The sequence below is a fragment of the Ramlibacter aquaticus genome, from assembly GCF_015159745.1.
In the GTDB taxonomy this organism is placed as follows: Bacteria; Pseudomonadota; Gammaproteobacteria; order Burkholderiales; family Burkholderiaceae_C; genus Ramlibacter; species Ramlibacter aquaticus.
Genome location: NZ_JADDOJ010000068.1, coordinates 1 through 22,982 on the forward strand (window position 1 = coordinate 1; position 22,982 = coordinate 22,982).

The following is a 22,982-nucleotide window of genomic DNA, read 5'->3' on the forward strand; positions in this document are numbered from 1 at the left end:
GCCCCGTTGCGGCGCAGCGACACGCACACGTGATGTGCGTGCGTTTTGCATACATGCCCCGTGGGCTGCCGTGTCCACGGCCTTTACACCTGTGTCGGGACTGTGGCACTGTTACAAGGTTTGTCATACGACACTTCAATAAAAAGGCAGTTCAGGGTGAGTTTCTGCAAGCTTGCGCGCGGGCCGGTCGGCAATGGGCAGCGCTGAACGTCCTGTCACGGGCGCCGAGCGGCCGCTGCTGAAACTCGGCATCGTGGGCTTCGACCACGCGCAGCGCCAGCGCCAGCGCCTGGCCCAGGCCGTGGCCGGCTGCGGCGCGGTGGGCGAGTGGGCCCTGTCCGGCCTGGACCAGGCCGACGCCTGGGCCGTGAACGGCCGCCAGGTGCAGATGGAACACGCGACCTCGCTGCGCATCGCGCCGGCGCAGGCGGGCGACGCGCCGGTGCTGCTGGACCCGGCCCAGTCCACGCGGCCCATCGCCTTCGCCCTGCCCCTGGCCGCGCCCGAGATCGAGCCGTTGTGCACCTTCGCCATCGACGACGCGGCCAGCGTCCAGCAGATGCTGCTGCAGCTCGAGCGCTGGCTGTGGCCGGTCACCGTGCAGTTCGCGCTGGGCCGCGAGGTGGTGACCCTGGGCGCGAAGCTGCGGCACGGCAGCTTCCACGTCACCCGCGACGACACGCTGCTGGCGGTGCTGGACTTCCGCAAGGGCCGCGGCGGCATCGCCCGCGACGCACGCCCCGAGGACTTCGCCGGCGCGCGCTGGGTGGTGCGCAACAACCAGGACCTGGCGCCGCCCGGCGGCTTCATGCCCGTGAGCCCGGCGGAGCTCGCCTGGACCTACGCGCGCCGCACCCGCGACCCGCTGCTGCCGGGCCGCTACCGCGAAGCGCCCATCTACTTCCGCGGGCCGCCCAAGGTGCCGCTCAAGTGGTTCAGCGACACGCAGCTGCTGCTGGTGCGCGAACTGGCCTCCGAGCCCTCGACCTTCACGCAGCTGCAGGTGCGCTGCGGCCTGGCGGAGGCGCCGCTCGCGCACGACCTGGCGTGCCTGTACTTCGCCGGCAGCATCACCACCTCGCCGACCAAGGCGGTGAACGCGAACTTCGGCGGCGATGGGCGCGACATCGACAGCAGCCCCATCACCCGGCCGCCTGGCGACTACACCGTGCCGGCCTCGCTGGCGCAGCGCGGCATGGATGAGTTCCCGGTGCGCGGACGCTGAGTTTTTCCGGCGATCCGCCCCGGCGATCCGCGACAATCGGGGCCGCTCCCCTGAACCCTATGTCGCACAAGCTCATTCCCACTCTTTCCGCGGCCCTGGCCATCGCGGCCGGTGCCCTGTCGCCCGCGGCGCCCTCGCTCGCCGCCACCCACCCCAAGGCCCGGCACGCCGCCCCGGCCCACAAGAAGGCCGAGGCGCAGGCCGCGCCGGCCGAGCCCGGCCTGCCGGCCGACACCGCCGTCGCCTCGGGCGCGCCGTCGCTGCCGGCCAAGGCCTGGCTGCTGATGGACTACGACTCGGGCCAGGTGCTGGCCTCGGCCAACGCCGACGAGCCGCTGCCGCCGGCCTCGCTGACCAAGATGATGACCAGCTTCCTGGTCGAGCAGGCGCTGCGCGCCGGCAAGCTCAAGCAGACCGACCTGGTCACCGTGAGCCAGAACGCCTGGTGCCGCGGCTCCAGCACCGAGTCCTGCATGTACCTGCCGCTGAACAGCCAGGCGACGGTGATCGACCTGCTGCGCGGCATCATCATCCAGTCGGGCAACGACGCGTCCAAGGCGATCGCCGAGCACATGGCCGGCTCCGAGGAGGGCTTCGCCAAGCTGATGAATGCCGAGGCGCAGCGCCTGGGCATGACGCACACGCACTTCGTCAACCCGACCGGCCTGCCCGACCCGGCGCACAAGGCCTCCGCGCGCGACCTCGCGATCCTGGCCCGCGCGATCATCCACGACAGCGCCGACTACTACCCGATCTACGCCGAGCGCGACTTCAAGTACAACGGCATCAAGCAGGGCAACCGCAACGCCCTGCTCTACACCGACCCCAGCGTGGACGGCCTGAAGACCGGCCACACCGAGGAAGCCGGCTACTGCCTGGTCACCTCCTCGCACCGCAACGGCATGCGGCTGATCACCGTGATCCTCAACACCCACAGTGCGCAGGCGCGGGCGGACGAGACGCGCGCCCTGCTGGGCTGGGGCTTCAGCAGCTTCGAGAAGGCGACGCCGATTCAGCCCAACACCACGGTGGGCACGGCCCAGGTGAAGTACGGCAAGGCCGAGACCGTGCCCGCGGTGCTGCAGGCGCCCTGGACGCTGGTGGTGCCGCGCGGCCAGCAGGTGCAGACCGCCGTGCAGCTCAAGCCCGAGCTGGAGGCGCCCGTGGCCAAGGGCGCCGTGATCGGCAAGGTCGTCGCGACCTCCAACGGCAAGACGGTCGGCGAGGCCCCGCTGGTGGCCCAGGCCGAGGTGGAGCGCGCCGGCTTCTTCGGCCGCACCTGGCAACAGGTCACGCGCCTGTTCCGCAAGTAAGCAGGGCGTGGGCCGCCGCGCGGCCCGCCGTCACTGCAGCTGGAGGTCCACGGTCGCGACCTGCGCCAGGTCGATGGTGGAAGTCGCCGTGAGGGTGACGAAGATGGGCAGCTGCGTGGGCCCGTCGAAGGAGGTCTGCAGCACCACGCGCGAGGGGCTGAGGTCGGCCTGCGTGATGCTGACCCCCTGGACCACGACCGTGGTGCCCGAGGCGAACAGCGGGCTGCCGTTGACGCTGAAGGCCCACTGCACCGGCTCGTTGGCGTCCAGCTCCACCGATTGCCCGGCCAGGATGGCCAGGCTGGTGGGCTGGCCCCAGGCGATCGGAGGGGCCGGCTGGCCGGCCACCACCACGCCCAGCTGGAGCGAGCTGTTGACGGCATCGCCGCCACCGCCGCAGGCCGCCAGCAAGGCCGCCAGCGCCAGCGGCGCCAGCCTCACAACCCCATGCAACACGCGCTTCATGATCTGCCCCCGGTGACGTCCAGCCATCATCCGGCGTTTGCGCGGGCCGTGCGGGCGCCGCCGCGTTTCAATCGCTACCAGGCGTTGTGGTCGCGGTCATGCCCGGCAGGCCGTGCGCCCGCGCAGCGCGCGGCGAGAGCGTAGAACGCGGCAGCAGCGGGGGCGCGGGCGGGTGCTGCGCCGCGCCGCGGGCGATGGCCTGCTGCAGCGCCGCCACGACGCCCGCCGTGTCCCCGGCGCCGGTGACCGCGCGTATCACCGCCACGCCCGCCGCGCCGCAGCGCGCGGCGGCCTCGGCGCGTGGCGCATCGATGCCGCCGATGGCCACCACGGGCCGGTCGAGCACGCTGCACCACCAGCGCAGGTTGCCTTCGCCCTGCGGCCGCCAGGGCATGGCCTTGGCGTTGGTGGCATGCACCGGGCCGCAGGCCAGGTAGCTGGGCTGCAGGGCCAGGGCCCGGGCCACTTCCCAGGGCGCGTGCGTGCTGATGCCCAGCCGCAGGCCCGCCGCCTGCAGGGCGGGCAGGTCCGCGCCGGCCAGGTCCTCCTGGCCCAGGTGCACCCCGTAGGCGCCCTCCTCCATCGCGAGCTGCCAATGGTCGTTGATGAAGAGCTGGGCGCCCGCCGCGCGTGCGGCCGCGACGCTCTCGCGCACCTGCTGGCGCAGCGCCTGCGCGTCGCCCTGCTTGATGCGCAGCTGCACGGTGCGCACGCCGGCCTCGAGCACGCGCTGCACCCAGGCCGCGCTGTCCACCACCGCGTACAGGCCCATCGCCGGCTGGGCCAGGGCCGCGAACGGCCCCTGCGGCCAGCCCATGCCGGGCGCGTGCAGGGTGGGCAGGCCGCCAGGCGCGAGCGCAAAGCCCTCGCGCGGGCGCACCGGCCCGGCGCCCGCGCCGGCGGGGCCCGCGTGCTGCAGCGCGCGGGTGGTGGCCATCTTGGCCAGCACGGCGGCATCCGGGGCGGCGAAGCCCAGCGCCAGCGCGGCCGCCGCGGACGCGGCAAAGACGCAGCCGGTGCCGTGGTTGTGTTGCGTCGCGACGCGCGGCAACCCCAGCGCGCCTTCGGCCAGCGCGCTGTCCAGCCAGTCCACGCTGTCCGCGCCGCCGTCGTCGCCGCCGGTGACCACGACGGCCCCGGCCCCGGCGGCCCGCAGGCGCCGGGCCGCACGGCAGGCGCCGGCGAGGCCGTCCACCCGCAGCTCGCCACCGAGCAGGGCCTGCGCCTCGGCCCGGTTGGGCGTGAGCAGCGTGGCCCGCGGCAGCAGCAGTTCGCGGTACGCCCGCATCAGCGACTCGCCGGCGAAGGAGGCGCCGGTGCTCGCGCGCAGCACCGGGTCCACCACCAGGGCAAGGTCCGGGTCGCGCGCGCGCAGACGATCCACCCAGCCGGCCACCACCGCGGCATTGGCGGCGCTGCCCAGCATGCCGAGCTTGATGGCGGCCGGCGGCATGTCGTGCGCGAGCGCGGCCAGCTGCGCGTCCAGCATGGACGGGTCCACGGCCTCGATGCGCTCCACCGCGACGGAGTTCTGCGCCGTGAGCGCGGCCACCGCGGTACAGCCGTGCAGGCCAAAGGCGTCGAAGGCGCGCAGGTCGGCCTGCAGCCCGGCACCGCCGCCGCTGTCCGAGCCGGCCACGCTCCACACCAGGGGGGCTGCGGCCGCGCTCACAGCAGGAAGGGCCGGCCCGTCACCGGCGTGGTGGGCACGGCCATGGACTGGCGCGCCATGATGCCCGCCTCCCAGGCCAGGCGGCCGGCCTCGACGGCCTGGCGGAAGGCGCGCGCCATGCGCACCGGGTCATGCGCCTGGGCGACCGCCGAATTGAGCAGCACCGCGTCGAAGCCCATCTCCAGCGCCTGCGCCGCATCGCTGGGGCGGCCGATGCCGGCGTCGATGACCAGCGGCACGTCGGGCAGCCGCTCGCGCAGGGTGGCCAGCGCCCAGGGGTTGAGCAGGCCCTGGCCGGAGCCTATGGGCGCGCCCCAGGGCATCAGGACGCGGCAGCCGGCGTCCAGCAGGCGCTGGCAGGCCACCAGGTCGTCGGTGCAGTAGGGGAAGACCTCGAAGCCCTCGGCGGCCAGCGTGCGCGCCGCCTCGACCAGCTCGAAGGCATCCGGCTGCAGCGTGTGCTCGTCGCCGACCACCTCGAGCTTGATCCAGTGCGTGTCGAACAATTCGCGCGCCATGCGCGCCAGGGCCACGGCCTCGCGGGCGGAGCGGCAGCCGGCGGTGTTGGGCAACAGGCGCGCGCCGCTCGCGCGCACCATGGCATAGAAATCGCCGGCCACGCCCTCGCCCGCGAGCTGCCGGCGCAGGCCGACGGTGACCACGCCGGTGCCCGAGGCGGCGATCGCCTCCTGGAGGACGGCCGGCGAGGGGTAGCCTGCCGTGCCCAGGAAGAAGCGGCTGCCGATCTCGACGCCGCCGATGTGAAAGCCCATGGCTCAGCCTCCGGTGATGGGTTGGAACGTGAGGACCTGGTCGCCCTCGCGCAGCACGCAGGCGCAGCGCGCGTCGCGCGGCACGAACTCGGCGTTCACCGCGGTGGCGACCTGGGTGGGCGCGAGGCCCTGCTGCGCCAGCAGGGCCGCCAGCGTGCTGCCCGCGGGCAGGTGCGTCGCCTGGCCGTTGAAGTGCACCGTGATGCTCATCGCAGGCCCTCCAGCGCGTCCTGCACCAGGGCCGGCGCCAGCAGCCAGCCATGGCGGAACAGCCCGTTGATGCGGGTCAGGCCCGGCCGGGCCTCGATGCGCGGCAGGTTGTCCGGCAGGGCCGGCCGCAGCTGGCTCTCGCTGTGCACGATGCGCGCCTCGGCCAGCGCGGGCACCACGCTGTGGGCGGCGGCCAGCAGCTCCACGGTGCTGCGCAGCGAGACCGGGCTGCGGTCCTCGCTCTCGATCTCACTGGCGCCCACCAGCACCCGGCCGCCGCCGCGCGGCACCAGGTAGACGCGGTGGCGCGGGTGCAGCAGGCGCAGCGGCCGACGCAGCGTGACCTCGGGCGCATCGAGCCAGAAGATCTCGCCGCGCACCCCGCGCACGGGCATCTGCGGCCGGGCGCCCACGCCCCGGGTGTCGAACACCCAGTCGAAGTGCTGCGTGGCGCCGCCGGCCTCGATGCGGCCGGGCTCGACGGCGTCCACGGCCGTGCCCCAGCGGCACTGCACGCCCTGCGCCAGCACCGTCTGCGCCAGCGCGGCCATGGCCTGCACGGTGTGGATGCGGCCTTCGCCACGCAACAGCCAGGCGTGGGCCGGGCCCTGCACCGAGGGCTCCAACGACTGCAGGGCCGCGGCGGCCAGGGGCTGCGGCGCGGCTTCGCGTGGCGCGCGGGCCGCCAGCAGGCCCAGCACGCGCTGGGCCGCGCCCTCGTCGCCGCGGTGCGCCAGCAGCAGGCTGCCCTGGAACTCGAGTTCCACCGGCTGCGCGAGGCGCGCCACGATGCCCGGCCAGAGCGCCAGCGAACGCATGCCCAGGGCATGCACGTCGCCCGACTCCAGCTCGGCCACGGGGCTGAGCATGCCGGCGGCCGTCCAGCCGGCGGCGCCCCGCGCCTGCGCATCGGGCGCGGGGTCGAACAGCGTCACCGCATGCCCGGCCGCCGACAGCTCCAGGGCCAGCAGCCGGCCCAGCAGGCCGGCGCCGGCGATGCCCGCCCTCATCGCCCGGCCCGCGGCACGGGCACGTAGATCTCGCCCCCGGCGGCCTTGAACTCCTGGCTCTTGGCGGCCATGCCTTCCTGCGCCGCGGCGAACTCGCGCACGTCCTGGCTGATCTTCATGGAGCAGAACTTCGGGCCGCACATGGAGCAGAAGTGCGCCACCTTGGCGCCGTCGGCCGGCAGCGTCTCGTCGTGGAAGTCGCGGGCCGTCTCCGGGTCCAGCGCGAGGTTGAACTGGTCCTGCCAGCGGAACTCGAAGCGCGCCTTGGACAGCGCCTCGTCGCGCGCCCGGGCCGCCGGGTGGCCCTTGGCCACGTCCGCGGCGTGGGCCGCGATCTTGTAGGCGACCAGGCCCTGCTTCACGTCCTCGCGGTCGGGCAGGCCCAGGTGCTCCTTGGGCGTGACGTAGCACAGCATGGCCGTGCCGAACCAGCCGATCATCGCCGCGCCGATGGCGCTGGCGATGTGGTCGTAGCCGGGCGCGATGTCGATGGTGAGCGGGCCCAGGGTGTAGAACGGCGCCTCGTGGCAGTGCTTCAGCTGCTCGTCCATGTTGGCCTGGATCATGTGCAGCGGCACGTGGCCGGGCCCCTCGATCATGACCTGCACGTCGTGCTTCCAGGCCACCTGCGTGAGCTCGCCCAGGGTGCGCAGCTCGGCGAACTGGGCCTCGTCGTTGGCGTCCGCGCCCGAGCCGGGCCGCAGGCCGTCGCCCAGCGAGAAGCTGACGTCGTAGGCCTTCATGATTTCGCAGATCTCGTCGAAGTGCTCGTAGAGGAAGTTCTCCCGGTGGTGGGCGATGCACCACTTGGCCAGGATGGAGCCGCCGCGCGAGACGATGCCGGTGCGCCGCTTCGCCGTCATCGGGATGAAGGGCAGGCGCACGCCGGCGTGGATGGTGAAGTAGTCGACGCCCTGCTCGGCCTGCTCGATGAGCGTGTCGCGGAACACCGCCCAGCTCAGGTCCTCGGCGATGCCGCCCACCTTCTCCAGCGCCTGGTAGATGGGCACCGTGCCTATGGGCACGGGCGAGTTGCGCAGGATCCAGTCGCGCGTGGTGTGGATGTTGCGGCCGGTGGACAGGTCCATCACCGTGTCGGCGCCCCAGCGGATCGCCCACACCAGCTTCTCCACCTCCTCCTCGATGCCCGAGGTGACAGCCGAGTTGCCGATGTTGGCGTTGACCTTCACGCGGAAGTTGCGCCCGATCGCCATGGGCTCGATCTCGGGGTGGTTGATGTTGGCCGGGATGACCGCGCGGCCGCGCGCCACCTCGTCGCGCACGAACTCGGGCGTGATGATCTCGGGGATGGTGGCGCCCAGGGGGTTGCCGCGCAGGCGCTGCGCCCGTTCGGTGTCCGCCAGGTACTCGGCCATCCATTCCCGCCGGCCGTTCTCGCGCAGGGCCACGAACTCCATCTCGGGCGTGACGATGCCGCGCCGCGCGTAGTGCATCTGGGTCACGTTGGCACCGGGGCGGGCACGCCGCGGCGTGCGCTGCAGGCCCTGGGCCTGGGCCCGCAGTTCGGCCGTGCGGCCGGCCTCGCGCCCGTCGCTGCGCACGCCGTCGTCCAGCCCCTGCCGCAGCCGGCCCGGGTAGGGCTCGGTGTCGCCGCGCGCCTCCAGCCAGGGCGCGCGCAGCGCGGGCAGGCCGGCACGCACGTCGATGGCCGCCGCCGGGTCCGTGTAGGGCCCCGAGGTGTCGTACAGGGACACCGATTCGCCATTGCTGAGCTTCACCTCGCGCATGGGCACGCGAAGCTGCGGATGCAGCTGGCCCTGGAGGTGGACCTTGGTGGAGGCGGGGAAGGGCTCGCGGGTGAGCGCGAGCAGGTGGGCGAGCGAGTCGGGAGCGTTCATGCCATTCCTTTGGAAACTGCAAGGTGCTCCGAAGGAGATGGCACGACGACCCCGCGTGGGGGTCCTCTGGCCTGGCTCTTCTTACGCCGGTACGAACCGGTTCAAGTTCACGGGTTTGGCTTCACCATCTCAGCGGGACGGCCACTTGGCCGCCCGCACCCCGGAGCGGGCCGCAGTATACCCGCGGCCCCGCGCCCTGCAGGCCCGTCGCCACGCAAGGCCCCGCGCGGGCTTTTTCACGCACGGCGGCCAAATCAGCGTTTCCGGATGTGAGCCGCGGCCCGCGCGCGAAGGCAGCTGTACCGTGCGCACCCATGAGCAGCACGCCCCTCGCCTTCGCCGCAGCCCCCGCCCTCGCCGGCACCGACCGTGCCGTGCAGGACCTGCACCGCGACGGCATCACCGCCTGTCCGGGCGCCTTCAGCCGCGAGTGGGCCGAGGCCTTGCGCGAGGACATGATGTCGGCCTTCTGGGAGGCCATACAACGTCCGGGCGGCGCCGTAGGGCGCGGGCCGCGGCGCTGGTACGTGGAGGCGCATCCGCAGGCCTTCCGCGGCTTCGCGGACCTGGTCACCCACCCCTGGCTCACCGCCATGTGCGAGGCCGTGCTGGGCCCGCGCTACGAGATCGTGGAGATCGGCCTGGACGTGCCCTTCCAGGGCGCGGCCTTCCAGCCCTGGCACCGCGACTTTCCCTCGCCCCTCGAGTCCTTCGAGGGCCGCCGCATCACCTCCCTGGCCTTCAACCTGACCGGTGTCGACGTGACGCCCGACATGGGCCCGCTGGAGGTGGCGCACGGCACGCAATGGGAGGACGGGCGCGACTGGCCGGGCGGCATGTTCCCGCCGGCGTCGCAGGCGCAGCGCTACGCGTCGCTGGCCGTGCGCAAGTTTCCACGCGCGGGCGACCTGAGCTGCCGTTCGGCGCTCACCATCCACCGCGGCACGGCGCACGCCTCGCCGGTGTGCCGGCCGGTGCTGGTGCTGGGCGTGGACGCGCCCGGGGCCGGTCATGCCGCCCTGCACGACATGATGTTCACGCGCGAGGCCTACGAGGCCCTGCCGGCGCAGGCCCGGGCGCACCTGGCCTGCCGGGTGGTGGACACGCTGGTGCCCATCGTGCAGAAGCACCGCATCGAAGGGCTGGTGATGGCCGGCCCCGGCTGAGGGGCGGGCTCGCGGCAGGCGGCGGCGCCCGGCGGCCGGGCTCGGCCCTCCAGCGCGCTGCGCCTCAGGCCGCGCCCTGGCCCAGCAGGCGCTCGCGCTTTTCCTCTTCGTCGTAGTGCACGACGGCGGGCTTGATGAGGTCGCTGCGGGCCACGATGCCGACCAGCTCCAGCGACTGCGGGTCCTTCACCACCGGCAGGCGCTCCAGGCCGTGGCGGGCCATGCGGCTGGCCACCGAGCGGCAGTTCTCGCCCAGGCAGGCGATGACCAGCTCGCGGCCGGCGCACACGGCGCCCAGCGTGGCCTCGCCCGCGGCGCCGGCGCGGCGGATGGCGTCGCGGTCCACGATGCCCACCACCGCGGCCCCGTGCACCACAGGGAAGGCGCGGTGCGCCTGGCGCGGGCCGAAGTGGCTCTGCAGGGCCTGCGCCGGCGTGAGGCTGGCGTCCAGGGTCTGCACCTGGCGCGTCATCATCTCCTCCACCACATGCCGCTCCAGCGGGTCCACGCCGTACTCGCGGTAGATGTGGTAGCCGCGCCGCGCGATCTTCTCGGTCAGGATGGAACGCCGCATGGTCAGCACGGTGAAGCCGTAGGCGGTGGCCGAGGTCGCGAGCAGCGGCAGCAGGGCGTTCACGTCGTTCGTCAGGCCGAAGGCGAACACGGTCGCCGTCAGCGGGGCGCGCATGGTGCCGCCCAGGGTCGCGGCCATGCACACCAACGGCCACAGCAGCGGGTCGCTGCCGGGGATCAGGTGCGACAGCGCTGCGCCCAGGCCCGCACCCATCATGAGCAGCGGGGCCAGCACGCCGCCCGAGGTGCCCGAGCCCAGCGCGATCACCCAGATCACCGCCTTCACCGCCAGCAGCGCCAGCACCATGTCCAGCGCCATGTGGTTGTGCAGCAGGTCGCCGATGACGTCGTAGCCCACGCCCAGCGCGCGCGGCTGCAGCACGCCGCCCAGCCCCACGGCCAGGCCGCCCAGCGCGGGCCACCACATCCAGTGCAGCTTCAGCGAACCGAACAGGTCCTCCACGCGGTAGAGCGACAGCGAGAGCCCGGCCGCGAGCGCGCCCGACAGCAGGCCGGCCAGCAGGCACCAGACCAGCGTGGCCGGGCCGGGCAGCGCCGTCTGCAGGGGGAACAGCGGGCCCGAGCCCATGAGCAGCGGCCGGGCGAAGCCGGCCACCGCGCAGGCCACCGCCACCGGCAGCAGGCTGCGCGGCCGCAGCTCGAACAGCAGCAGTTCCACCGCCAGCAGCACGGCCGCCAGCGGCGTGCCGAAGACGGCCGTCATGCCCGCCGTGGCCCCGGCCACCAGCAGCGTCTTGCGCTCGGCGGCCGAGAGGTGGAAGTACTGGGCCAGCAGCGAGCCGATCGCCCCGCCCGTCATGATGATGGGGCCCTCGGCGCCGAAGGGGCCGCCGCTGCCGATCACGACGCCCGAGGACAGCGGCTTGAGCACGGCCACCTTGGCCGACATGCGGCTCTTGCCGAACAGGATGGCCTCGATGGCCTCGGGGATGCCGTGGCCGCGGATCTTCTCGGAACCGTAGAAGGCCATCAGGCCCACGAGCAGCCCGCCCACCACGGGCATGGCGATCGCCCACAGGCCCAGCGCGTGGTTCGCGGGGGACCGGTCGGCGATGGAGAACTGCTGGAAGTAGAAGAGGTTGGTGAACAACCGGATCAGGTCCAGCAGCACGCGGGCGGCCACGGTGCTGAGGGCACCGATCACCGCGGCCAGGGCCGTGATGCGAAGCAGGCGGGCGTCGACCGCGAAGTCGCCGCGATGGGGATGCGTCATGGGATGGGCAGGCGCGATTCAACCCGGGACGGGGCACGCCAGCCGGGCGAGTATATCGGGTTACGACATAGAACGCAGGGCCGTCCCCTCCCCTGCTGCGTCCGGCCGCGAACGCCGCGGCCCCGCCCCCGCTTCAGCGCAGCCGTGCCGGCTGCGTGCTCAGGTACATGGGCTCGGTGGCCTCGCCGCCGCCGCCCGGCCGGGCCAGGAAGTCGGCGTCCCGCGCGGCCAGCCGCTGCTCGAGCTCCGCATGCGCCGCGCTGCCGGTGTCCTCGATGCGCACGGGCCCGGCGATCACGTCGGCGGAGCCGCCGCCGGGGTGAGCACCGGCCGCCTGCGCCATGGGGGTGTCCTCCAGGGAGGTCCAGGAACCCGGATGGGGCAAGGGCGGGCAGGCCGACTCGTCGGCCAGCGCGAACTGCCAGGACAGGCCGAGCAGCCACTGCGACGCCATCGGATCGACGGCCAGCAGGCGGCTGACGAGGTTGTTCTGCAGCGCGACCATGCGCATCACCAGGCGCGGGTCCCAGTGCCTGACCGAGAGCTGCCAGTGCAGTCCCACATGGCCCTCGCGCGAACTTCCGCTCAGGACTTCGGCGCCTATCCAGCCGAGCGGGATACCGCAACGGCGCAAGGTGTCGCGAAGGGTCACCCGCAGCAGCTCACGCCGCATGGCGTGGTTGGCCGGCGGCAGGCGCGATGCCTGCACGCTGTCGGGACCTCGGCGCGTGTCCTGCGCGCGATCCGCGGCGCCGCCGCGCGACCCGAACAGGCGCGAAATGAAACTCATGCGAACTCTCCCTGGTACTGCGGGGGCTGCGGCGTGCGCACCGACGGCCCCGGAGGCGCCGCCGCCATGGATCAGCATGCCATATCCGTGCCGGCGCGTCAGCCGGCCCGGGGCATGGGCGAGCGCGCCGCTGCGCCACGGCGCTGTGCTTTGAATACCAAAGCATCGTTCTGCGGGGCCTGCGGGACCGCGGGTGCCGGTGCCGCCGGGGGAACTTGGGGAAGACCCCGAGTCTCCATCGCTCATGCTGGACGCTCTTTCCGCCTTCCTCAACGAGGTCTTCGCGCCGGCCGCGGACCGCTCCGAGTTCGCCGACCCGGTGCCCCTGCGGCTGGCCGCGGCCGTGCTGCTGGTGGAGGTGATGCGCGCCAGCGACGGCATCGCCGCGGCCGAGCGCGTGGCTGCGGCGCGCGGCCTGCGGGCGCAGTTCGACCTGCCGGAAGAAGCGCTGGCACCGCTCATCGCGCAGGCCGAGCAGGCCTCCAGCACGGCCTACGACTACTTCCGCTTCACGCACCCGCTGGACCAGCAGCTGCCGCACGAGCACAAGGTCGCGCTGGTGGAGAGCATGTGGCGCGTGGCCTATGCGGACGGCCAGGTGGACGGACGCGAGAACGCGGTGATCGCGCGCGTGGCGGACCTGCTGCACGTCTCGCACCCCGAGTACATCGCCGCCAAGCTGCGGGCCAAGCCGCCGGGCGCGGCCTGAACCGCGGGGCCGGCGGCACGCCGGCGACGGCCGCGCCCGGAGCCTCTGGCTGCCGTCCTACATGCGGGCTCGGCGGCAGCGAAGCCGCGGCGCAGGACGGCCCACGCAGAATCGACGCCATGAAGGACGGCGGCAACCAGGATCGCGACATCAAATGGATGGACGACGTCGATCCCGACGACTTCGAATCCGCGCGGCGCTACCTCGCGCTGGTCTTCGCGCCGCGCCAGGGCCAGGCCCTGACCCATGCGCTGGAGCAGGCCCCGCTGGTGCGCTTTCCGGCCAAGGACGTACTGCGGGCCTCGGGCCAGCAACCCAAGTCCGGGAAGGACCCGGACGTGGCGCGCCAGGCCAGGAAGATCGCCCGCGGCAAGGCGCTCTCGCCCGTGCTGCTGGTGCGGGTGCCCAACGAGGCCCGGGTGCTGGTGGCCGACGGCTACCACCGCGTGTGCGCAGCCTACCTGCACAACGAGGACGAGCCCGTGCCCTGCAAGATCGCCTGAGCGGGCCCTGCCCGCGCCCGGCTACTTGTTCTTCAGCTTGCCCTTGGGCATCACGGTGGTGGTGGGCGGCGAGGGCCGGTCGGAAGGCACCGAGCCCTTGGGCACCGAGTTGTCCTTCTTCGGTTTCTTCGCCATCTTGTTGCTGCGCTGGTCGCCCTTGGCCATCTCGAATCTCCTGGAATCTGCCCGCAGCTTAACCGCGCCTCAGGCAAAGCCCGCGGAGACCCGGCCTATCCAGCCGAAATCGGCCTGAACCCGCAGCCCCTCGTGCACGGGGATGGGGGGCACGCAGGCCCCGGTGGTCACGAACTGGCCGGCCTCCAGCACCTGCCCGGCCGTGCCCAGCTCGTTGACCAGCCACACCAGGGCCTCCACCGGATCGCCCAGCACGTTGCGGCCCAGCCCCTCGGGGCTGCGTCCGTCGCTGACCTGCGCCTGAACGCGCAGCGCGGGCAGCGCGTGCACGCGCTCATCGGGCGCGACGCCCGCGCCCACCACCATCTGCTGGGTGCAGGCGCAGTCCGCGATCAGCTGGGCCTCGCCGGCGCGCTCGAACGCGAGAAAGCGCGAATCCGGCGCCTCGATGCCCGGGTGCAGCGAGGCCACGGCCTCCAGCACCTCGGCGCGGCGCCAGCCCGTGCTGCGCGGGGCCAGCGCACGGTCCATGCGGAACACGATCTCGCACTCGGCCACGCGCATCCGGTTGGCGGCGAGCGAGAGCACCGCGCCATCGGGCTGCACGCGGCTGGCGAACACCGGCCCGGCCAGCGGGCCGGTGACCGCGATGTGGGCCTGGCCCGCCGCGCTGGTGGCGGCGATCTTCCAGCCGGCCACGGTGTCGCCCAGCAAGCCGGGCCACAGCGCCTGCACCGCATAGCCCTGGGCGCGCGTGAGCGGCCGGCAGGACGCTGGCAGGACCTCCAAGTGTTTGCCATGGCGCAGGCCGTCGGCCAGCAGGCGGGCCGCTTCGAACGCGGGGTCTTCCATCGTGTGTCCTTCGGTTCGGGTCTCACGCGCCGCATGCGCGCGGCCGGGCCATTGTGTCGCCGTGCGGCCGTCAGCCGGCGGTCAGTCCCGCCAGAACATTAACACCCCCTTACACAAACACTCACGGGCTTACCAGCAAGTGAGGCCATGACCGCCCGCGGAAGGGCTTGGGCCGCTGAGTTCACGCTATATTTTTGATAGAGACCTGTCTCGTCCATGAAGAGCTTCGCGTTGCGGTTTGACGGGGGGCCGCGAAGGACGGGTCCTGAAACCGAGGAGTACCTGATGAGAACAACCGAGAAACGCTGGATGGCCAAGGGCGTCGGCATGCTGGGCCTCCTGGCCGCGGCCCTGCTGGTCGCCTGCGGTGGTGGCGGCGGAGGCAGTGCCAGCGGCACGGGCACGCTGCAGATGTCCCTGACCGACGCGCCGGCCTGCGGCTACGACCACGTCTTCGTGGACGTGCAGAAGCTCAGCATCCACCAGAGCGCCACGGCGCAGCCGCAGGACGCCGGCTGGACCGACATCAACGTCAACCAGCGCATCGACCTGCTCAACCTCACCAACGGCGTGCTGCAGACGCTGGGCCAGGTTCCCCTGGCGGCCGGCCAGTACCAGCAGATCCGCCTGGTGCTGGGCGCCAACAACACCGTCACGCCGACGGGCGGCAGCGACACCCCGCTCAAGGTGCCCAGCGGCATGCAGACCGGCATCAAGCTGAACGCCGACATCACGATCGCCGCCAACAAGATGGCCGACTTCGTGCTCGACTTCGACGCCTGCAAGTCGGTGGTTTCTGCCGGCGCGTCCGGCAACTACCTGCTCAAGCCCGTGATCGCGGTCACGCCGCACTTCATCTCGGGCATCTCGGGCTACGTGAACACCGCCCTCGCTTCGCCCAACACCGTGGTCGCGGCCGAGCAGAACGGCGTCATCGTCAAGAGCGCGGCCCCGCTGGCCAGCGGCCAGTTCGTGCTGCCCGTCGCGCCCGGCACCTACGACCTGGTGGTCGAGTCGCCCGGCTATGCCACGGCCGTCATCACCGGCGTGACCGTCACCACCGACACCGTGACCACGGTGGCCGCCTCGACCGCCGCGCTCAGCCCGCCCACCTCCACCGACGGCACGGCGAGCGGCACGGTGACCACGCCGTCCACGCCCATCATGGCCACGGTGGATGCGCTGCAGACGCTGGCGGGCAACCACCCGATCGACGTGCTCAGCGTGAATGCCGACGGCACGACGGGCGCCTACGCCATGAGCCTGCCCACGGCAGCGCCCGTGGTGGCGGCCTACAGCGCCACGGCCACCGCGCTGGCCTTCAGCCCCGACAACTCGGCCGCCGGCAAGTACAGCCTGGTCGCCAGTTCCGGCGGCGTGAGCAAGCCCGGCGTCGCGGTGACCATTTCGGCCACGACGGCGGTGGTCACGAACTTCGGCTTCTGAGCGGCGGCGGGGCGCACGGCGCGCCCCGGCCCCGTACCGACTTCAAGGCGCCCTGCGGGGCGCCTTTTCTTTGGCGGGACGCAGGCGCGACGGCGCAGCCTGCATACCTTCACCGGCCGCTTCGCGGCAGTTTGCGGGTTCTGGCGTTTTCGCGATCTCCCGCGAAGACGACCTTCGCTGTTGAAGCCGCGACCCATGCACCACCATTCATGCGCTGTTCAGCTTGGGCTTCGCACAATCGGTTCCGAGGCGCATGGCAGCAGCCGCCATGCGTCCATCCACCCCTGCTGTCACACGGAGCCCCCATGCCTGAACTGCAACGCAACGAATTTCGCCACGCCCCGGCTTCCGGCGGGCCCCGCGCCCTGCTGCGCCGAGGCGCCCTGGGCCTCGCCTTCAGCGCCAGCGCCCTGCTGCTGGCCGGCTGCGGCGGCGGCGGCGTGGACACCGTGAACCTGGGCATCAGCGCCGTGGTGGCGGGCCAGCCCGTGGCCACGGTGTTCCAGCCCGGCCCGGTGGGCAGCCTGGACCTGAGCGCGGGCCAGTCCATCGAGCTCGATGCGAACGAGCCGGTGAACTGGAGCTTCAGCGTGGGCGGCAGCCCCCTGGTGGGCGACGGCACCACCGTGTACTACGACGGGCTGGCGATCACCGAGACCTCGGTGACGCCCTCCAGCGTGGTGCTGAACACCCAGGTCACCGGGCCCTACACCTCGCCCGTGGTGGTCTCCATGACGGCGACGTCCACCGTCGATGCCACCGTCGTGACCGGGGTGGACCTCGTCGTGCACTGACGGGCTGGGCCGGCGGCCCGGCCCTTCACTCGATCGCCAGCTTGTGCGAGCCGGCGGCCGCCTTCTTGGGCAGGTCCAGCCTGAGCACGCCGTTGGCGTAGCGGGCCTGGGCCCGGCCCTCGTCCACGTCCACGGGCAGGCTGAAGGACCGGGACACGGCGCCGTAGTAGCGCTCGGCGCAGAGCACGCGGCCCTTGTCGCCCTGCTCCTGCTTGTCCTTGCGAACCTGGGCGTCGATGCGCACCACGTTGCCGTCGATGCGCACCTGGATGTCCTGCTTCTCCACGCCCGGCAGCTCGGCCTTCACGTGGTAGGCATCGTCGGCCTCGTCGAGGTCGATGCGCATCTCCACGCTGGGCATGTCGCCCCCCAGGCGCACCGGCGCGAAGAAGCGCCGCATCATGCTCTCGAACGAATCCCCCAGGGCGGGATCCTGCAGTCGGATGTTGCTCATGGTTCAGCTCCTTGACGATGAGGTGAGGCAGCGCGCCGGCGTGCCGGGCGCGCTGCCCTGCGCAAGCGGCGGCCCCCAGCCCAACGCCAGCGGCAGCGGGCCGCAACCCGGGGAACAGTGTGGGCGTGGCGCCGGGCGCGCGCCATGATCTGACGCAAAAGGAGCGCAGGCTGGCCCGGCGGCCACCCGGCCCAGCCCTGCGGTAGCGTCCGCCCCGTCCCGCCCGGATCAGGGCGCCGGGCAGTCGCCGTCCAGGCCCACGAAGCCGGCCAGCTGGCGCATGCGCGAGCGCTGCGCCAGGCAGCTTTCGTGGGCCGCCTGCGCCGCCTTCTGCTGCGCCAGGCGGCTGGCCTGCTCGCGCGCGGCCTGCACCTGGGCGATGCGCTCGCGGATCTGCGGCATCGCCGCCAGGGCCGCCTTCTCGCCCTCGAGGATCGCGTTCGCGCGCTGGGAGAAATCGGTGCCCGACATGTCCAGCACCTGCGGCCGCACGATGACGTCGGCGCGCGAGAGCTCGGCCTCGCCCAGCTTCTGGCCCATGATCGCGATCGACTGGCTGAGCGTGCCCAGCATGCCGCTGGGCGTCTGGCCGCGCGCCTTGCTGGAGATGTCCACCGCGATCACCACGTCGGCCCCCAGCTGGCGCGCCGCGTCCACCGGCACGGGGCTGGCCACGCCGCCGTCCACGAAGTGATACTTGCCGATGGCCACCGGCTGGAACACGCCGGGCACGCTGCTGGACGCCCGCACCGCCTGGCCGGTGTTGCCACGGCCGAACACCGTGCGCTGGCCGTCCTCCAGCCGCGTGGCCACGGCGGCGAAGGGCTTGGCCAGGCGCTCCATGGGCTGGTGGTGGACCTGCTCGTTGACGTAGTCCTCCAGCTTCTGGCCCAGCAGCAGGCCGCCGGACGAGAGCTGCAGGTCGCGGATGCGGGCCTCGTCCAGGGCAACGGCCTTTTCCTGCAGTTCGAAGGCGTTCATGCCGCTGGCGTACAGCGCACCCACCACGCTGCCCGCGCTGGTGCCGGCCACCACGGCGGGCGCCAGGCCGTTGGCCTCCAGCATCTTGATGACGCCGATGTGCGCGAAGCCCTTGGCCGCCCCACCCCCCAGGGCGATGCCGATCTTCAGGGGAGCGGCCGCAGCCGCTGCGGGCGGCTGGGCCGGCGCCGGCGCGGCGCTGCCGCGGGGGGCCGGCGCGCTGGCACAGCCCGCCAGGGCGAGCGCTGCGAAGAGGCCGCAGAGCCTGCGCCGCAGGCCAGGCCCGGGGCGCGGCCGGTTCAGTCCGGGAAAGGGAATCGGGAGGCGCAGGCGCACGCCGGGCGCGGGGGAAACGGGACGCACCCGACGAGTGTATCGCCCGGGCCCCGGACCTCCCCGCGGCGCACGACCCCACGGCAAAGCCACCCTTTGCGGGCCCGGGACGGCCGGGCCGGAACACTCCGGCAGAATACGCCGCCCGCGCGGCCTGCCCGCGCTTCACAGACTGAGGATGTCCCCATGAAATCACGCGCCGCCGTGGCCTTCCAGGCCGGCCAACCCCTGCAGGTCGTCGAGATCGACGTGGCCCCGCCGCGCAAGGGCGAGGTGCTGGTGCGCATCACGCACACCGGCGTGTGCCACACCGATGCCTTCACGCTCTCGGGCGACGACCCGGAGGGCCTGTTTCCCGCCGTGCTGGGCCACGAAGGCGCCGGCATCGTGGTCGAGGTGGGCGAAGGCGTGACCAGCGTGAAGCCCGGCGACCACGTGATCCCGCTGTACACCGCCGAGTGCGGCGAGTGCCTGTTCTGCAAGTCTGGCAAGACCAACCTCTGCGTGGCCGTGCGCGCCACCCAGGGCAAGGGCGTGATGCCCGATGGCACCACGCGCTTTTCCTACCAGGGCCAGCCGGTCTACCACTACATGGGCTGCTCCACCTTCAGCGAGTACACCGTGGTGGCCGAGGTCTCGCTGGCGAAGATCCGCCCCGACGCCAACCCGGAGCAAGTCTGCCTGCTGGGCTGCGGCGTGACCACCGGCCTGGGCGCGGTGAAGAACACGGCCAAGGTGCAGCCCGGCGATTCGGTGGCCGTGTTCGGCCTGGGCGGCATCGGCCTGGCCGTGATCCAGGGCGCGCAACTGGCCGGGGCCGGGCGCATCATCGCGGTCGACACCAACCCGGCGAAGTTCGAGCTGGCGCGCACCTTCGGCGCGACCGACTGCGTGAACCCCAAGGACCACGACAAGCCCATCCAGCAGGTGATCGTCGAGATGACCGGCTGGGGCGTGGACCACAGCTTCGAGTGCATAGGCAACACCCAGGTGATGCGCGCGGCGCTGGAATGCGCGCACCGCGGGTGGGGCCAGTCGGTGATCATCGGCGTGGCGGGCGCGGGCCAGGAAATTTCCACCCGACCCTTCCAGCTGGTGACCGGGCGGCGCTGGCTGGGCACGGCCTTCGGCGGCGTGAAGGGCCGCTCCGAGCTGCCGGGCATGGTGGAGGACGCGATGGCCGGCCGCATCCGGCTGGCGCCCTTCGTCACCCACACCATGCCGCTCACGGACATCAACAAGGCCTTCGACCTGATGCACGAGGGCAAGTCGATCCGCTCCGTCGTCCACTACTGAACGGAAGGCGGACCGCATGGAGCGCATCGAACAGCACGCCAGCTTCGGCGGCCGCCAGGAGGTGTGGAAGCACCGCTCGGCGACGCTGGGCTGCGACATGAAATTCGCGGTGTACCTGCCGGCCGCCGCGCTGCGCGGCGAAGCCTGCCCGGTGCTCTACTGGCTCTCGGGCCTGAGCTGTACCGAGCAGAACTTCATCACCAAGGCGAACGCGCAGGCCCACGCGGCGCGCCACGAGCTCATCGTGGTCGCGCCCGACACCAGCCCGCGCGGCGAGGGCGTCGCGGACGACCCCGCCTACGACCTGGGCCAGGGCGCGGGCTTCTACCTCAACGCGACGCAGGCGCCCTGGGCGCCGCACTTCCGCATGCAGGACTACGTGGCCGAGGAGCTGCCCGCGCTGGTGGAACGGCACTTCCCCGCCAGCGATGCGCGGGCCATCGCGGGCCATTCCATGGGCGGGCACGGTGCCCTGGTGACGGCGCTGCGCCACCCGGGGCGCTACCGCAGCGTGTCGGCGTTCGCGCCCATCGTCGCGCCCTCGCAGGTGCCCTGGGGCGAGAAGGCCCTGGCCGCCTACCTGGGGCCGGACCGCGAGGCCTGGAAGGCCTGGGATGCGGTGGAACTGGTGAAGGCGCCCCGCGAGGAGCGCCTGCCGCTGCGGATCGACCTGGGCCTGGCGGACGAGTTCCTGGACCGCGAGCTGCGCCCCGGCTTGCTGGAGGCCGCCTGTGCCGCGGCGGGCCACCCGCTGCAGCTGCACCGGCGGCCGGGCTACGACCACAGCTACTACTTCGTCGCCACCTTCCTGGGCGAGCACTTCGAGCACCACGCGCACGCGCTGGGCCGCTGAGGCCCGGCCCGGCCGCGCGCGCTCAGGCGCCCGTCATCGCCACGGGCGCCGCGGCCCGGCACACCACGGCCTGGCCCACCGCCAGCCGGCCCGCGCGCAGCACGCGCGCGGTCATGCCGCCGTGGCCGCGCAGCGCGTTGTAGGCCCCCGCGCCCAGGCTGGCCTCCATCTTCGAGCAGGGCTCGCAGGGGCCGGTCAGTTCCAGCACCACCTCGGGCCCCAGCAGCAGGTGCAGGGGCTGGTCGCGAAACAGGCTGCGCGCGGCCAGCAGGTTCAGGCCGGAGACGACGAGGTTGCGCCGCAGCAGCGCCGGGTCCAGCCCGGGCCGCTGCAGCAGGCCGGCCACCACCGGCACATGCTCGGCCTGCACCAGCGTCACCTGCCGCTTGCCCCCGCCCCGGCCGGCGGCGCTGCGGTCGCCCGCCAGGCCCTGGCCCTCGATGGCCTGGCAGTAGGGCACCGCCAGCGCGGCCCGGCCGCGCGCCGGCCGCAGGAAGATCGCGTCCAGGCGGCCGCTGAAGGGGAACTCACGGGCCAGGGCGTGCAGGTCGTTCATGGGGCGCCATGCTAAGGCCTCGCCCGCGCCGCCGCCGCGCCCCGGGCCCGCGCCGGCTACTGTCCCAGCGCGTCCAGCTCGGCTCCGCCCGAGATGCCCGCTTCGGTGGCCAGCACGAAGTGCCCGTCCGCGCCGGCCCCCAGGCCGAAGCTGCCGCCGCTGGGCCCGGTGGTCGCGCCCGTGGTGGGCGACACCGTCCACAGCAGGCGGCTGGCCAGCGTGCCCTGGGCCAGCAGCGCACCCTGCCCGTCCAGCGTGAGGTCCACCACCTGCGCGCTCTCGCCGCGGTTGGAGGCATTGAGCACGCCGTAGAACAGGCTGAAGCCCGGCCCGGCCTGGGGTGCGAGGGCAAGGCCGCTCACCTGCCGCTGCTCCACCAGCGAACCGGGCGTGCCCAGCAGGCTGCCGCCGGCCTGGACCTGCTGCCAGCCCAGCGTGGTCGTGCCATTGAGCAGGCTCTTCCAGGCCAACGCCACGTCGCCGTCCGCCAGCAGCACCGCCCGCAGCTGCAGGGCCCCGGCCTGGGCGGAGGCCGGCACAGCCACCGGCGCCGCATCCAGCGGCGTGCCGTCGGCGGCCAGGTGCCGAAAGCGCACCACGCTGCCGCTGGCGCCTTCCACCAGCCCGACCCAGGCGGCGAGCCAGCTTCCGTCGGCCAGAGCGACCAGGTTCAGCTGCGTGTCGTCGCCCGCCTGGCTCACGGTCAAGCCCTGGCCGGTGGGCTGGCCCTGGGCGTCGAAGAACACCGCGCCCGCATCCAGCGGCTGGATCACGGCCATGCTGGCCGTGGACGATGCGATCACGAAGCCGCCGTCCGCCCGCCCGACGACCTGCAGCCAGGGATCGAAGCGGCCCAGCAGGCCGCCGATCTGGGTGCTGCCCTGCAGCAGTTCGCCCTGCGGCCCCAGCCGCGCGAACTGCAGGGTGTAGGGCGTGCCGAACTGCGTCATGTCCAGCTCCGGGTGGGTCTCGTCCAGCCAGGCCACCACGAAGCCGCCGCCCGCCAGGGCGCCGACGGCGAAGGGCCACTGCGGCGCCTGGGTGAACAGGCCCGCGATCGCGGTGGCGTCGCCCACGCGCTGGCCGCTGGCGTCCAGCACCTGGGCCATGAGGGTGTGGCCGGAGATCCAGGCCACGGCCGAGCCGCCGCCGGCCAGCCGGGCCACCTGCGGGCCGGCGGCGTCCGTCAGCGTGCCCGGACCGGCCCCGGGCGCCACCTGCAGCCCGCTGGCCACGGTGGTGGTGAAGGGCGAGAAGGCGGCGGGACTGGGCGCGGGCGCAGGCGCGGGCACCGGGATGGGCGCAGGGCCCGGGGCCGGCCCTGGCGCGGGCGCCGGCGCCGGCGTCGGTGCGGGCGCGGGCGCGGGCGATGTGCCTGGCGTGCCGGGTGCAGGCACCGGGGACGCGGCGGGCGCCCCGGGCACGGCAGGCTGCGCCGGGGCGCCCCCGGTGCTGGCGGTGGGGCCCGAGCCGCCACCGCCGCCACAGGCGGAAAGCGCCACCGCGACGGTGAGCAGGGAGAGGACAGCGGGAACCGGGCGCATGCAGAACCTCCTGGGATGCTCATGCGCCGCGCTGGAACCCTCGCGGCCACGAGGCCCCCGCAGGTTCCGGCCGGGCGCCGCGGCCGCGTGTCGGACGGCAGCCCGCGGCGTGGCGCGCGACGGCTGACGCAGGCCGCGTCGCCGGCCAGCCGCCCGCAGATGCGAGGCCGGTGCCGGTCCGGTGCCGGCGACCGACAATCGGCATCCCACCGGACATCAGCACCATGACCTCTCCC

23 protein-coding genes and 1 riboswitch are annotated in these 22,982 nt (G+C 73.2%); of the genes, 9 read left to right on the forward strand and 14 right to left on the reverse strand.

Annotated elements, in window-relative coordinates:
• Positions 1-193 precede the first annotated feature (193 nt).
• Both IM725_RS14935 and IM725_RS14940 read left to right on the forward strand, forming a co-directional pair.
• Complete coding sequence (locus IM725_RS14935) at positions 194-1,225, forward strand: hypothetical protein (RefSeq protein ID WP_193781433.1); 1,032 nt, start codon at positions 194-196, stop codon at positions 1,223-1,225.
• Positions 1,226-1,284: 59 nt separating this feature from the next.
• Positions 1,285-2,538 carry a D-alanyl-D-alanine carboxypeptidase family protein gene (locus IM725_RS14940; protein ID WP_193781434.1) on the forward strand — a complete coding sequence of 418 codons (1,254 nt, stop codon included), beginning with the start codon at positions 1,285-1,287 and terminating at the stop codon, positions 2,536-2,538.
• A gap of 30 nt (positions 2,539-2,568) precedes the next feature.
• Here IM725_RS14940 and IM725_RS14945 read toward each other — a convergent pair whose 3' ends face one another.
• The 6 genes from IM725_RS14945 to thiC all read right to left on the reverse strand — a co-directional run bounded on the left by IM725_RS14945 (position 2,569) and on the right by thiC (position 8,527).
• A complete protein-coding gene (locus IM725_RS14945; RefSeq protein WP_193781435.1) occupies positions 2,569-2,979 on the reverse strand; it encodes a hypothetical protein in 411 nt (136 codons plus the stop codon).
• 91 nt (positions 2,980-3,070) lie between these two features.
• Positions 3,071-4,675, reverse strand: a complete 1,605-nt coding sequence (gene thiD, locus IM725_RS14950; protein WP_193781436.1) for a bifunctional hydroxymethylpyrimidine kinase/phosphomethylpyrimidine kinase — start codon at positions 4,673-4,675, stop codon at positions 3,071-3,073.
• Positions 4,672-5,448: a thiazole synthase gene (locus IM725_RS14955; RefSeq protein WP_193781437.1), complete on the reverse strand. Its 777-nt coding sequence runs from the start codon at positions 5,446-5,448 to the stop codon at positions 4,672-4,674. Before IM725_RS14955 ends, thiD begins: the two co-directional genes overlap by 4 nt.
• Before the next feature lie 3 nt (positions 5,449-5,451).
• Entirely contained in the window at positions 5,452-5,658 is a 207-nt protein-coding gene (gene thiS, locus IM725_RS14960) for a sulfur carrier protein ThiS (protein ID WP_193781438.1), read from the reverse strand.
• Positions 5,655-6,668 carry an FAD-dependent oxidoreductase gene (locus tag IM725_RS14965; RefSeq protein ID WP_193781439.1) on the reverse strand — a complete coding sequence of 338 codons (1,014 nt, stop codon included), beginning with the start codon at positions 6,666-6,668 and terminating at the stop codon, positions 5,655-5,657. Before IM725_RS14965 ends, thiS begins: the two co-directional genes overlap by 4 nt.
• The gene (thiC, locus tag IM725_RS14970; RefSeq protein WP_193781440.1) at positions 6,665-8,527 is read right to left on the reverse strand and encodes a phosphomethylpyrimidine synthase ThiC; all 1,863 of its coding nucleotides are present in this window, start codon (positions 8,525-8,527) and stop codon (positions 6,665-6,667) included. The genes IM725_RS14965 and thiC overlap by 4 nt, the downstream gene beginning before the upstream one ends.
• 61 nt (positions 8,528-8,588) lie before the next feature.
• Positions 8,589-8,700: riboswitch (TPP riboswitch) on the reverse strand.
• A gap of 141 nt (positions 8,701-8,841) precedes the next feature.
• Between thiC and IM725_RS14975 the strand changes: the two genes are divergently transcribed.
• Positions 8,842-9,693, forward strand: a complete 852-nt coding sequence (locus tag IM725_RS14975; RefSeq protein ID WP_193781441.1) for a phytanoyl-CoA dioxygenase family protein — start codon at positions 8,842-8,844, stop codon at positions 9,691-9,693.
• A 64-nt stretch (positions 9,694-9,757) separates the two neighbouring features.
• On the opposite strand, the gene IM725_RS14980 is transcribed toward IM725_RS14975, so the two are convergent.
• Entirely contained in the window at positions 9,758-11,500 is a 1,743-nt protein-coding gene (locus tag IM725_RS14980; protein ID WP_193781442.1) for a chloride channel protein, read from the reverse strand.
• A 133-nt stretch (positions 11,501-11,633) separates the two neighbouring features.
• Positions 11,634-12,290 (reverse strand): hypothetical protein, encoded by a 657-nt coding sequence (locus IM725_RS14985; RefSeq protein WP_193781443.1) that lies wholly within the window; start codon positions 12,288-12,290, stop codon positions 11,634-11,636.
• Between the two features lie 244 nt (positions 12,291-12,534).
• On the opposite strand from IM725_RS14985, the gene IM725_RS14990 reads away from it, so the two are divergent.
• Together IM725_RS14990 and IM725_RS14995 are read left to right on the forward strand one after the other, a co-directional pair.
• Positions 12,535-12,999 carry a tellurite resistance TerB family protein gene (locus IM725_RS14990; RefSeq protein WP_193781444.1) on the forward strand — a complete coding sequence of 155 codons (465 nt, stop codon included), beginning with the start codon at positions 12,535-12,537 and terminating at the stop codon, positions 12,997-12,999.
• Positions 13,000-13,118: 119 nt separating this feature from the next.
• Complete coding sequence (locus tag IM725_RS14995) at positions 13,119-13,502, forward strand: hypothetical protein (RefSeq protein ID WP_193781445.1); 384 nt, start codon at positions 13,119-13,121, stop codon at positions 13,500-13,502.
• A gap of 21 nt (positions 13,503-13,523) precedes the next feature.
• On the opposite strand, the gene IM725_RS15000 is transcribed toward IM725_RS14995, so the two are convergent.
• Complete coding sequence (locus IM725_RS15000) at positions 13,524-13,667, reverse strand: hypothetical protein (protein WP_193781446.1); 144 nt, start codon at positions 13,665-13,667, stop codon at positions 13,524-13,526.
• Between the two features lie 39 nt (positions 13,668-13,706).
• Positions 13,707-14,489 (reverse strand): 2-keto-4-pentenoate hydratase, encoded by a 783-nt coding sequence (locus IM725_RS15005; RefSeq protein ID WP_193781447.1) that lies wholly within the window; start codon positions 14,487-14,489, stop codon positions 13,707-13,709.
• A 285-nt stretch (positions 14,490-14,774) separates the two neighbouring features.
• Between IM725_RS15005 and IM725_RS15010 the strand changes: the two genes are divergently transcribed.
• Positions 14,775-15,935 carry a DUF4382 domain-containing protein gene (locus IM725_RS15010; protein WP_227753841.1) on the forward strand — a complete coding sequence of 387 codons (1,161 nt, stop codon included), beginning with the start codon at positions 14,775-14,777 and terminating at the stop codon, positions 15,933-15,935.
• A gap of 305 nt (positions 15,936-16,240) precedes the next feature.
• The gene (locus IM725_RS15015; RefSeq protein ID WP_193781448.1) at positions 16,241-16,729 is read left to right on the forward strand and encodes a hypothetical protein; all 489 of its coding nucleotides are present in this window, start codon (positions 16,241-16,243) and stop codon (positions 16,727-16,729) included.
• A 25-nt stretch (positions 16,730-16,754) separates the two neighbouring features.
• Here IM725_RS15015 and IM725_RS15020 read toward each other — a convergent pair whose 3' ends face one another.
• Together IM725_RS15020 and IM725_RS15025 are read right to left on the reverse strand one after the other, a co-directional pair.
• Positions 16,755-17,183, reverse strand: a complete 429-nt coding sequence (locus IM725_RS15020; protein ID WP_193781449.1) for an Hsp20/alpha crystallin family protein — start codon at positions 17,181-17,183, stop codon at positions 16,755-16,757.
• A 228-nt stretch (positions 17,184-17,411) separates the two neighbouring features.
• Complete coding sequence (locus IM725_RS15025) at positions 17,412-18,440, reverse strand: patatin-like phospholipase family protein (RefSeq protein WP_193781455.1); 1,029 nt, start codon at positions 18,438-18,440, stop codon at positions 17,412-17,414.
• A 243-nt stretch (positions 18,441-18,683) separates the two neighbouring features.
• On the opposite strand from IM725_RS15025, the gene IM725_RS15030 reads away from it, so the two are divergent.
• Both IM725_RS15030 and fghA read left to right on the forward strand, forming a co-directional pair.
• Complete coding sequence (locus tag IM725_RS15030) at positions 18,684-19,793, forward strand: S-(hydroxymethyl)glutathione dehydrogenase/class III alcohol dehydrogenase (protein ID WP_193781450.1); 1,110 nt, start codon at positions 18,684-18,686, stop codon at positions 19,791-19,793.
• Positions 19,794-19,809: 16 nt separating this feature from the next.
• Positions 19,810-20,646 (forward strand): S-formylglutathione hydrolase, encoded by an 837-nt coding sequence (gene fghA / locus IM725_RS15035; protein ID WP_193781451.1) that lies wholly within the window; start codon positions 19,810-19,812, stop codon positions 20,644-20,646.
• A gap of 22 nt (positions 20,647-20,668) precedes the next feature.
• Here fghA and IM725_RS15040 read toward each other — a convergent pair whose 3' ends face one another.
• Both IM725_RS15040 and IM725_RS20650 read right to left on the reverse strand, forming a co-directional pair.
• Positions 20,669-21,202: an MOSC domain-containing protein gene (locus tag IM725_RS15040; RefSeq protein ID WP_193781452.1), complete on the reverse strand. Its 534-nt coding sequence runs from the start codon at positions 21,200-21,202 to the stop codon at positions 20,669-20,671.
• 56 nt (positions 21,203-21,258) lie between these two features.
• Positions 21,259-22,746, reverse strand: a complete 1,488-nt coding sequence (locus tag IM725_RS20650) for a hypothetical protein (RefSeq protein ID WP_193781453.1) — start codon at positions 22,744-22,746, stop codon at positions 21,259-21,261.
• Positions 22,747-22,982: the final 236 nt, after the last annotated feature.

Excerpts from the sequence above, each read along its gene's own strand:
- IM725_RS14965 (WP_193781439.1), bottom strand. The coding sequence starts at position 6,668 with ATGAGGGCGGGCATCGCCGGCGCCGGCCTGCTGGGCCGGCTGCTGGCC.
- IM725_RS14995 (WP_193781445.1), top strand. The coding sequence starts at position 13,119 with ATGAAGGACGGCGGCAACCAGGATCGCGACATCAAATGGATGGACGAC.
- thiC (WP_193781440.1), bottom strand. The coding sequence starts at position 8,527 with ATGAACGCTCCCGACTCGCTCGCCCACCTGCTCGCGCTCACCCGCGAG.
- IM725_RS14940 (WP_193781434.1), top strand. The coding sequence starts at position 1,285 with ATGTCGCACAAGCTCATTCCCACTCTTTCCGCGGCCCTGGCCATCGCG.
- IM725_RS15010 (WP_227753841.1), top strand. The coding sequence starts at position 14,775 with ATGAGAACAACCGAGAAACGCTGGATGGCCAAGGGCGTCGGCATGCTG.
- IM725_RS15040 (WP_193781452.1), bottom strand. The coding sequence starts at position 21,202 with ATGAACGACCTGCACGCCCTGGCCCGTGAGTTCCCCTTCAGCGGCCGC.
- IM725_RS14990 (WP_193781444.1), top strand. The coding sequence starts at position 12,535 with ATGCTGGACGCTCTTTCCGCCTTCCTCAACGAGGTCTTCGCGCCGGCC.
- IM725_RS15005 (WP_193781447.1), bottom strand. The coding sequence starts at position 14,489 with ATGGAAGACCCCGCGTTCGAAGCGGCCCGCCTGCTGGCCGACGGCCTG.
- IM725_RS15020 (WP_193781449.1), bottom strand. The coding sequence starts at position 17,183 with ATGAGCAACATCCGACTGCAGGATCCCGCCCTGGGGGATTCGTTCGAG.
- IM725_RS20650 (WP_193781453.1), bottom strand. The coding sequence starts at position 22,746 with ATGCGCCCGGTTCCCGCTGTCCTCTCCCTGCTCACCGTCGCGGTGGCG.
- IM725_RS14980 (WP_193781442.1), bottom strand. The coding sequence starts at position 11,500 with ATGACGCATCCCCATCGCGGCGACTTCGCGGTCGACGCCCGCCTGCTT.
- fghA (WP_193781451.1), top strand. The coding sequence starts at position 19,810 with ATGGAGCGCATCGAACAGCACGCCAGCTTCGGCGGCCGCCAGGAGGTG.
- IM725_RS14985 (WP_193781443.1), bottom strand. The coding sequence starts at position 12,290 with ATGAGTTTCATTTCGCGCCTGTTCGGGTCGCGCGGCGGCGCCGCGGAT.
- IM725_RS14935 (WP_193781433.1), top strand. The coding sequence starts at position 194 with ATGGGCAGCGCTGAACGTCCTGTCACGGGCGCCGAGCGGCCGCTGCTG.
- IM725_RS15030 (WP_193781450.1), top strand. The coding sequence starts at position 18,684 with ATGAAATCACGCGCCGCCGTGGCCTTCCAGGCCGGCCAACCCCTGCAG.
- IM725_RS14955 (WP_193781437.1), bottom strand. The coding sequence starts at position 5,448 with ATGGGCTTTCACATCGGCGGCGTCGAGATCGGCAGCCGCTTCTTCCTG.
- IM725_RS15015 (WP_193781448.1), top strand. The coding sequence starts at position 16,241 with ATGCCTGAACTGCAACGCAACGAATTTCGCCACGCCCCGGCTTCCGGC.
- thiS (WP_193781438.1), bottom strand. The coding sequence starts at position 5,658 with ATGAGCATCACGGTGCACTTCAACGGCCAGGCGACGCACCTGCCCGCG.
- IM725_RS14975 (WP_193781441.1), top strand. The coding sequence starts at position 8,842 with ATGAGCAGCACGCCCCTCGCCTTCGCCGCAGCCCCCGCCCTCGCCGGC.
- IM725_RS15000 (WP_193781446.1), bottom strand. The coding sequence starts at position 13,667 with ATGGCCAAGGGCGACCAGCGCAGCAACAAGATGGCGAAGAAACCGAAG.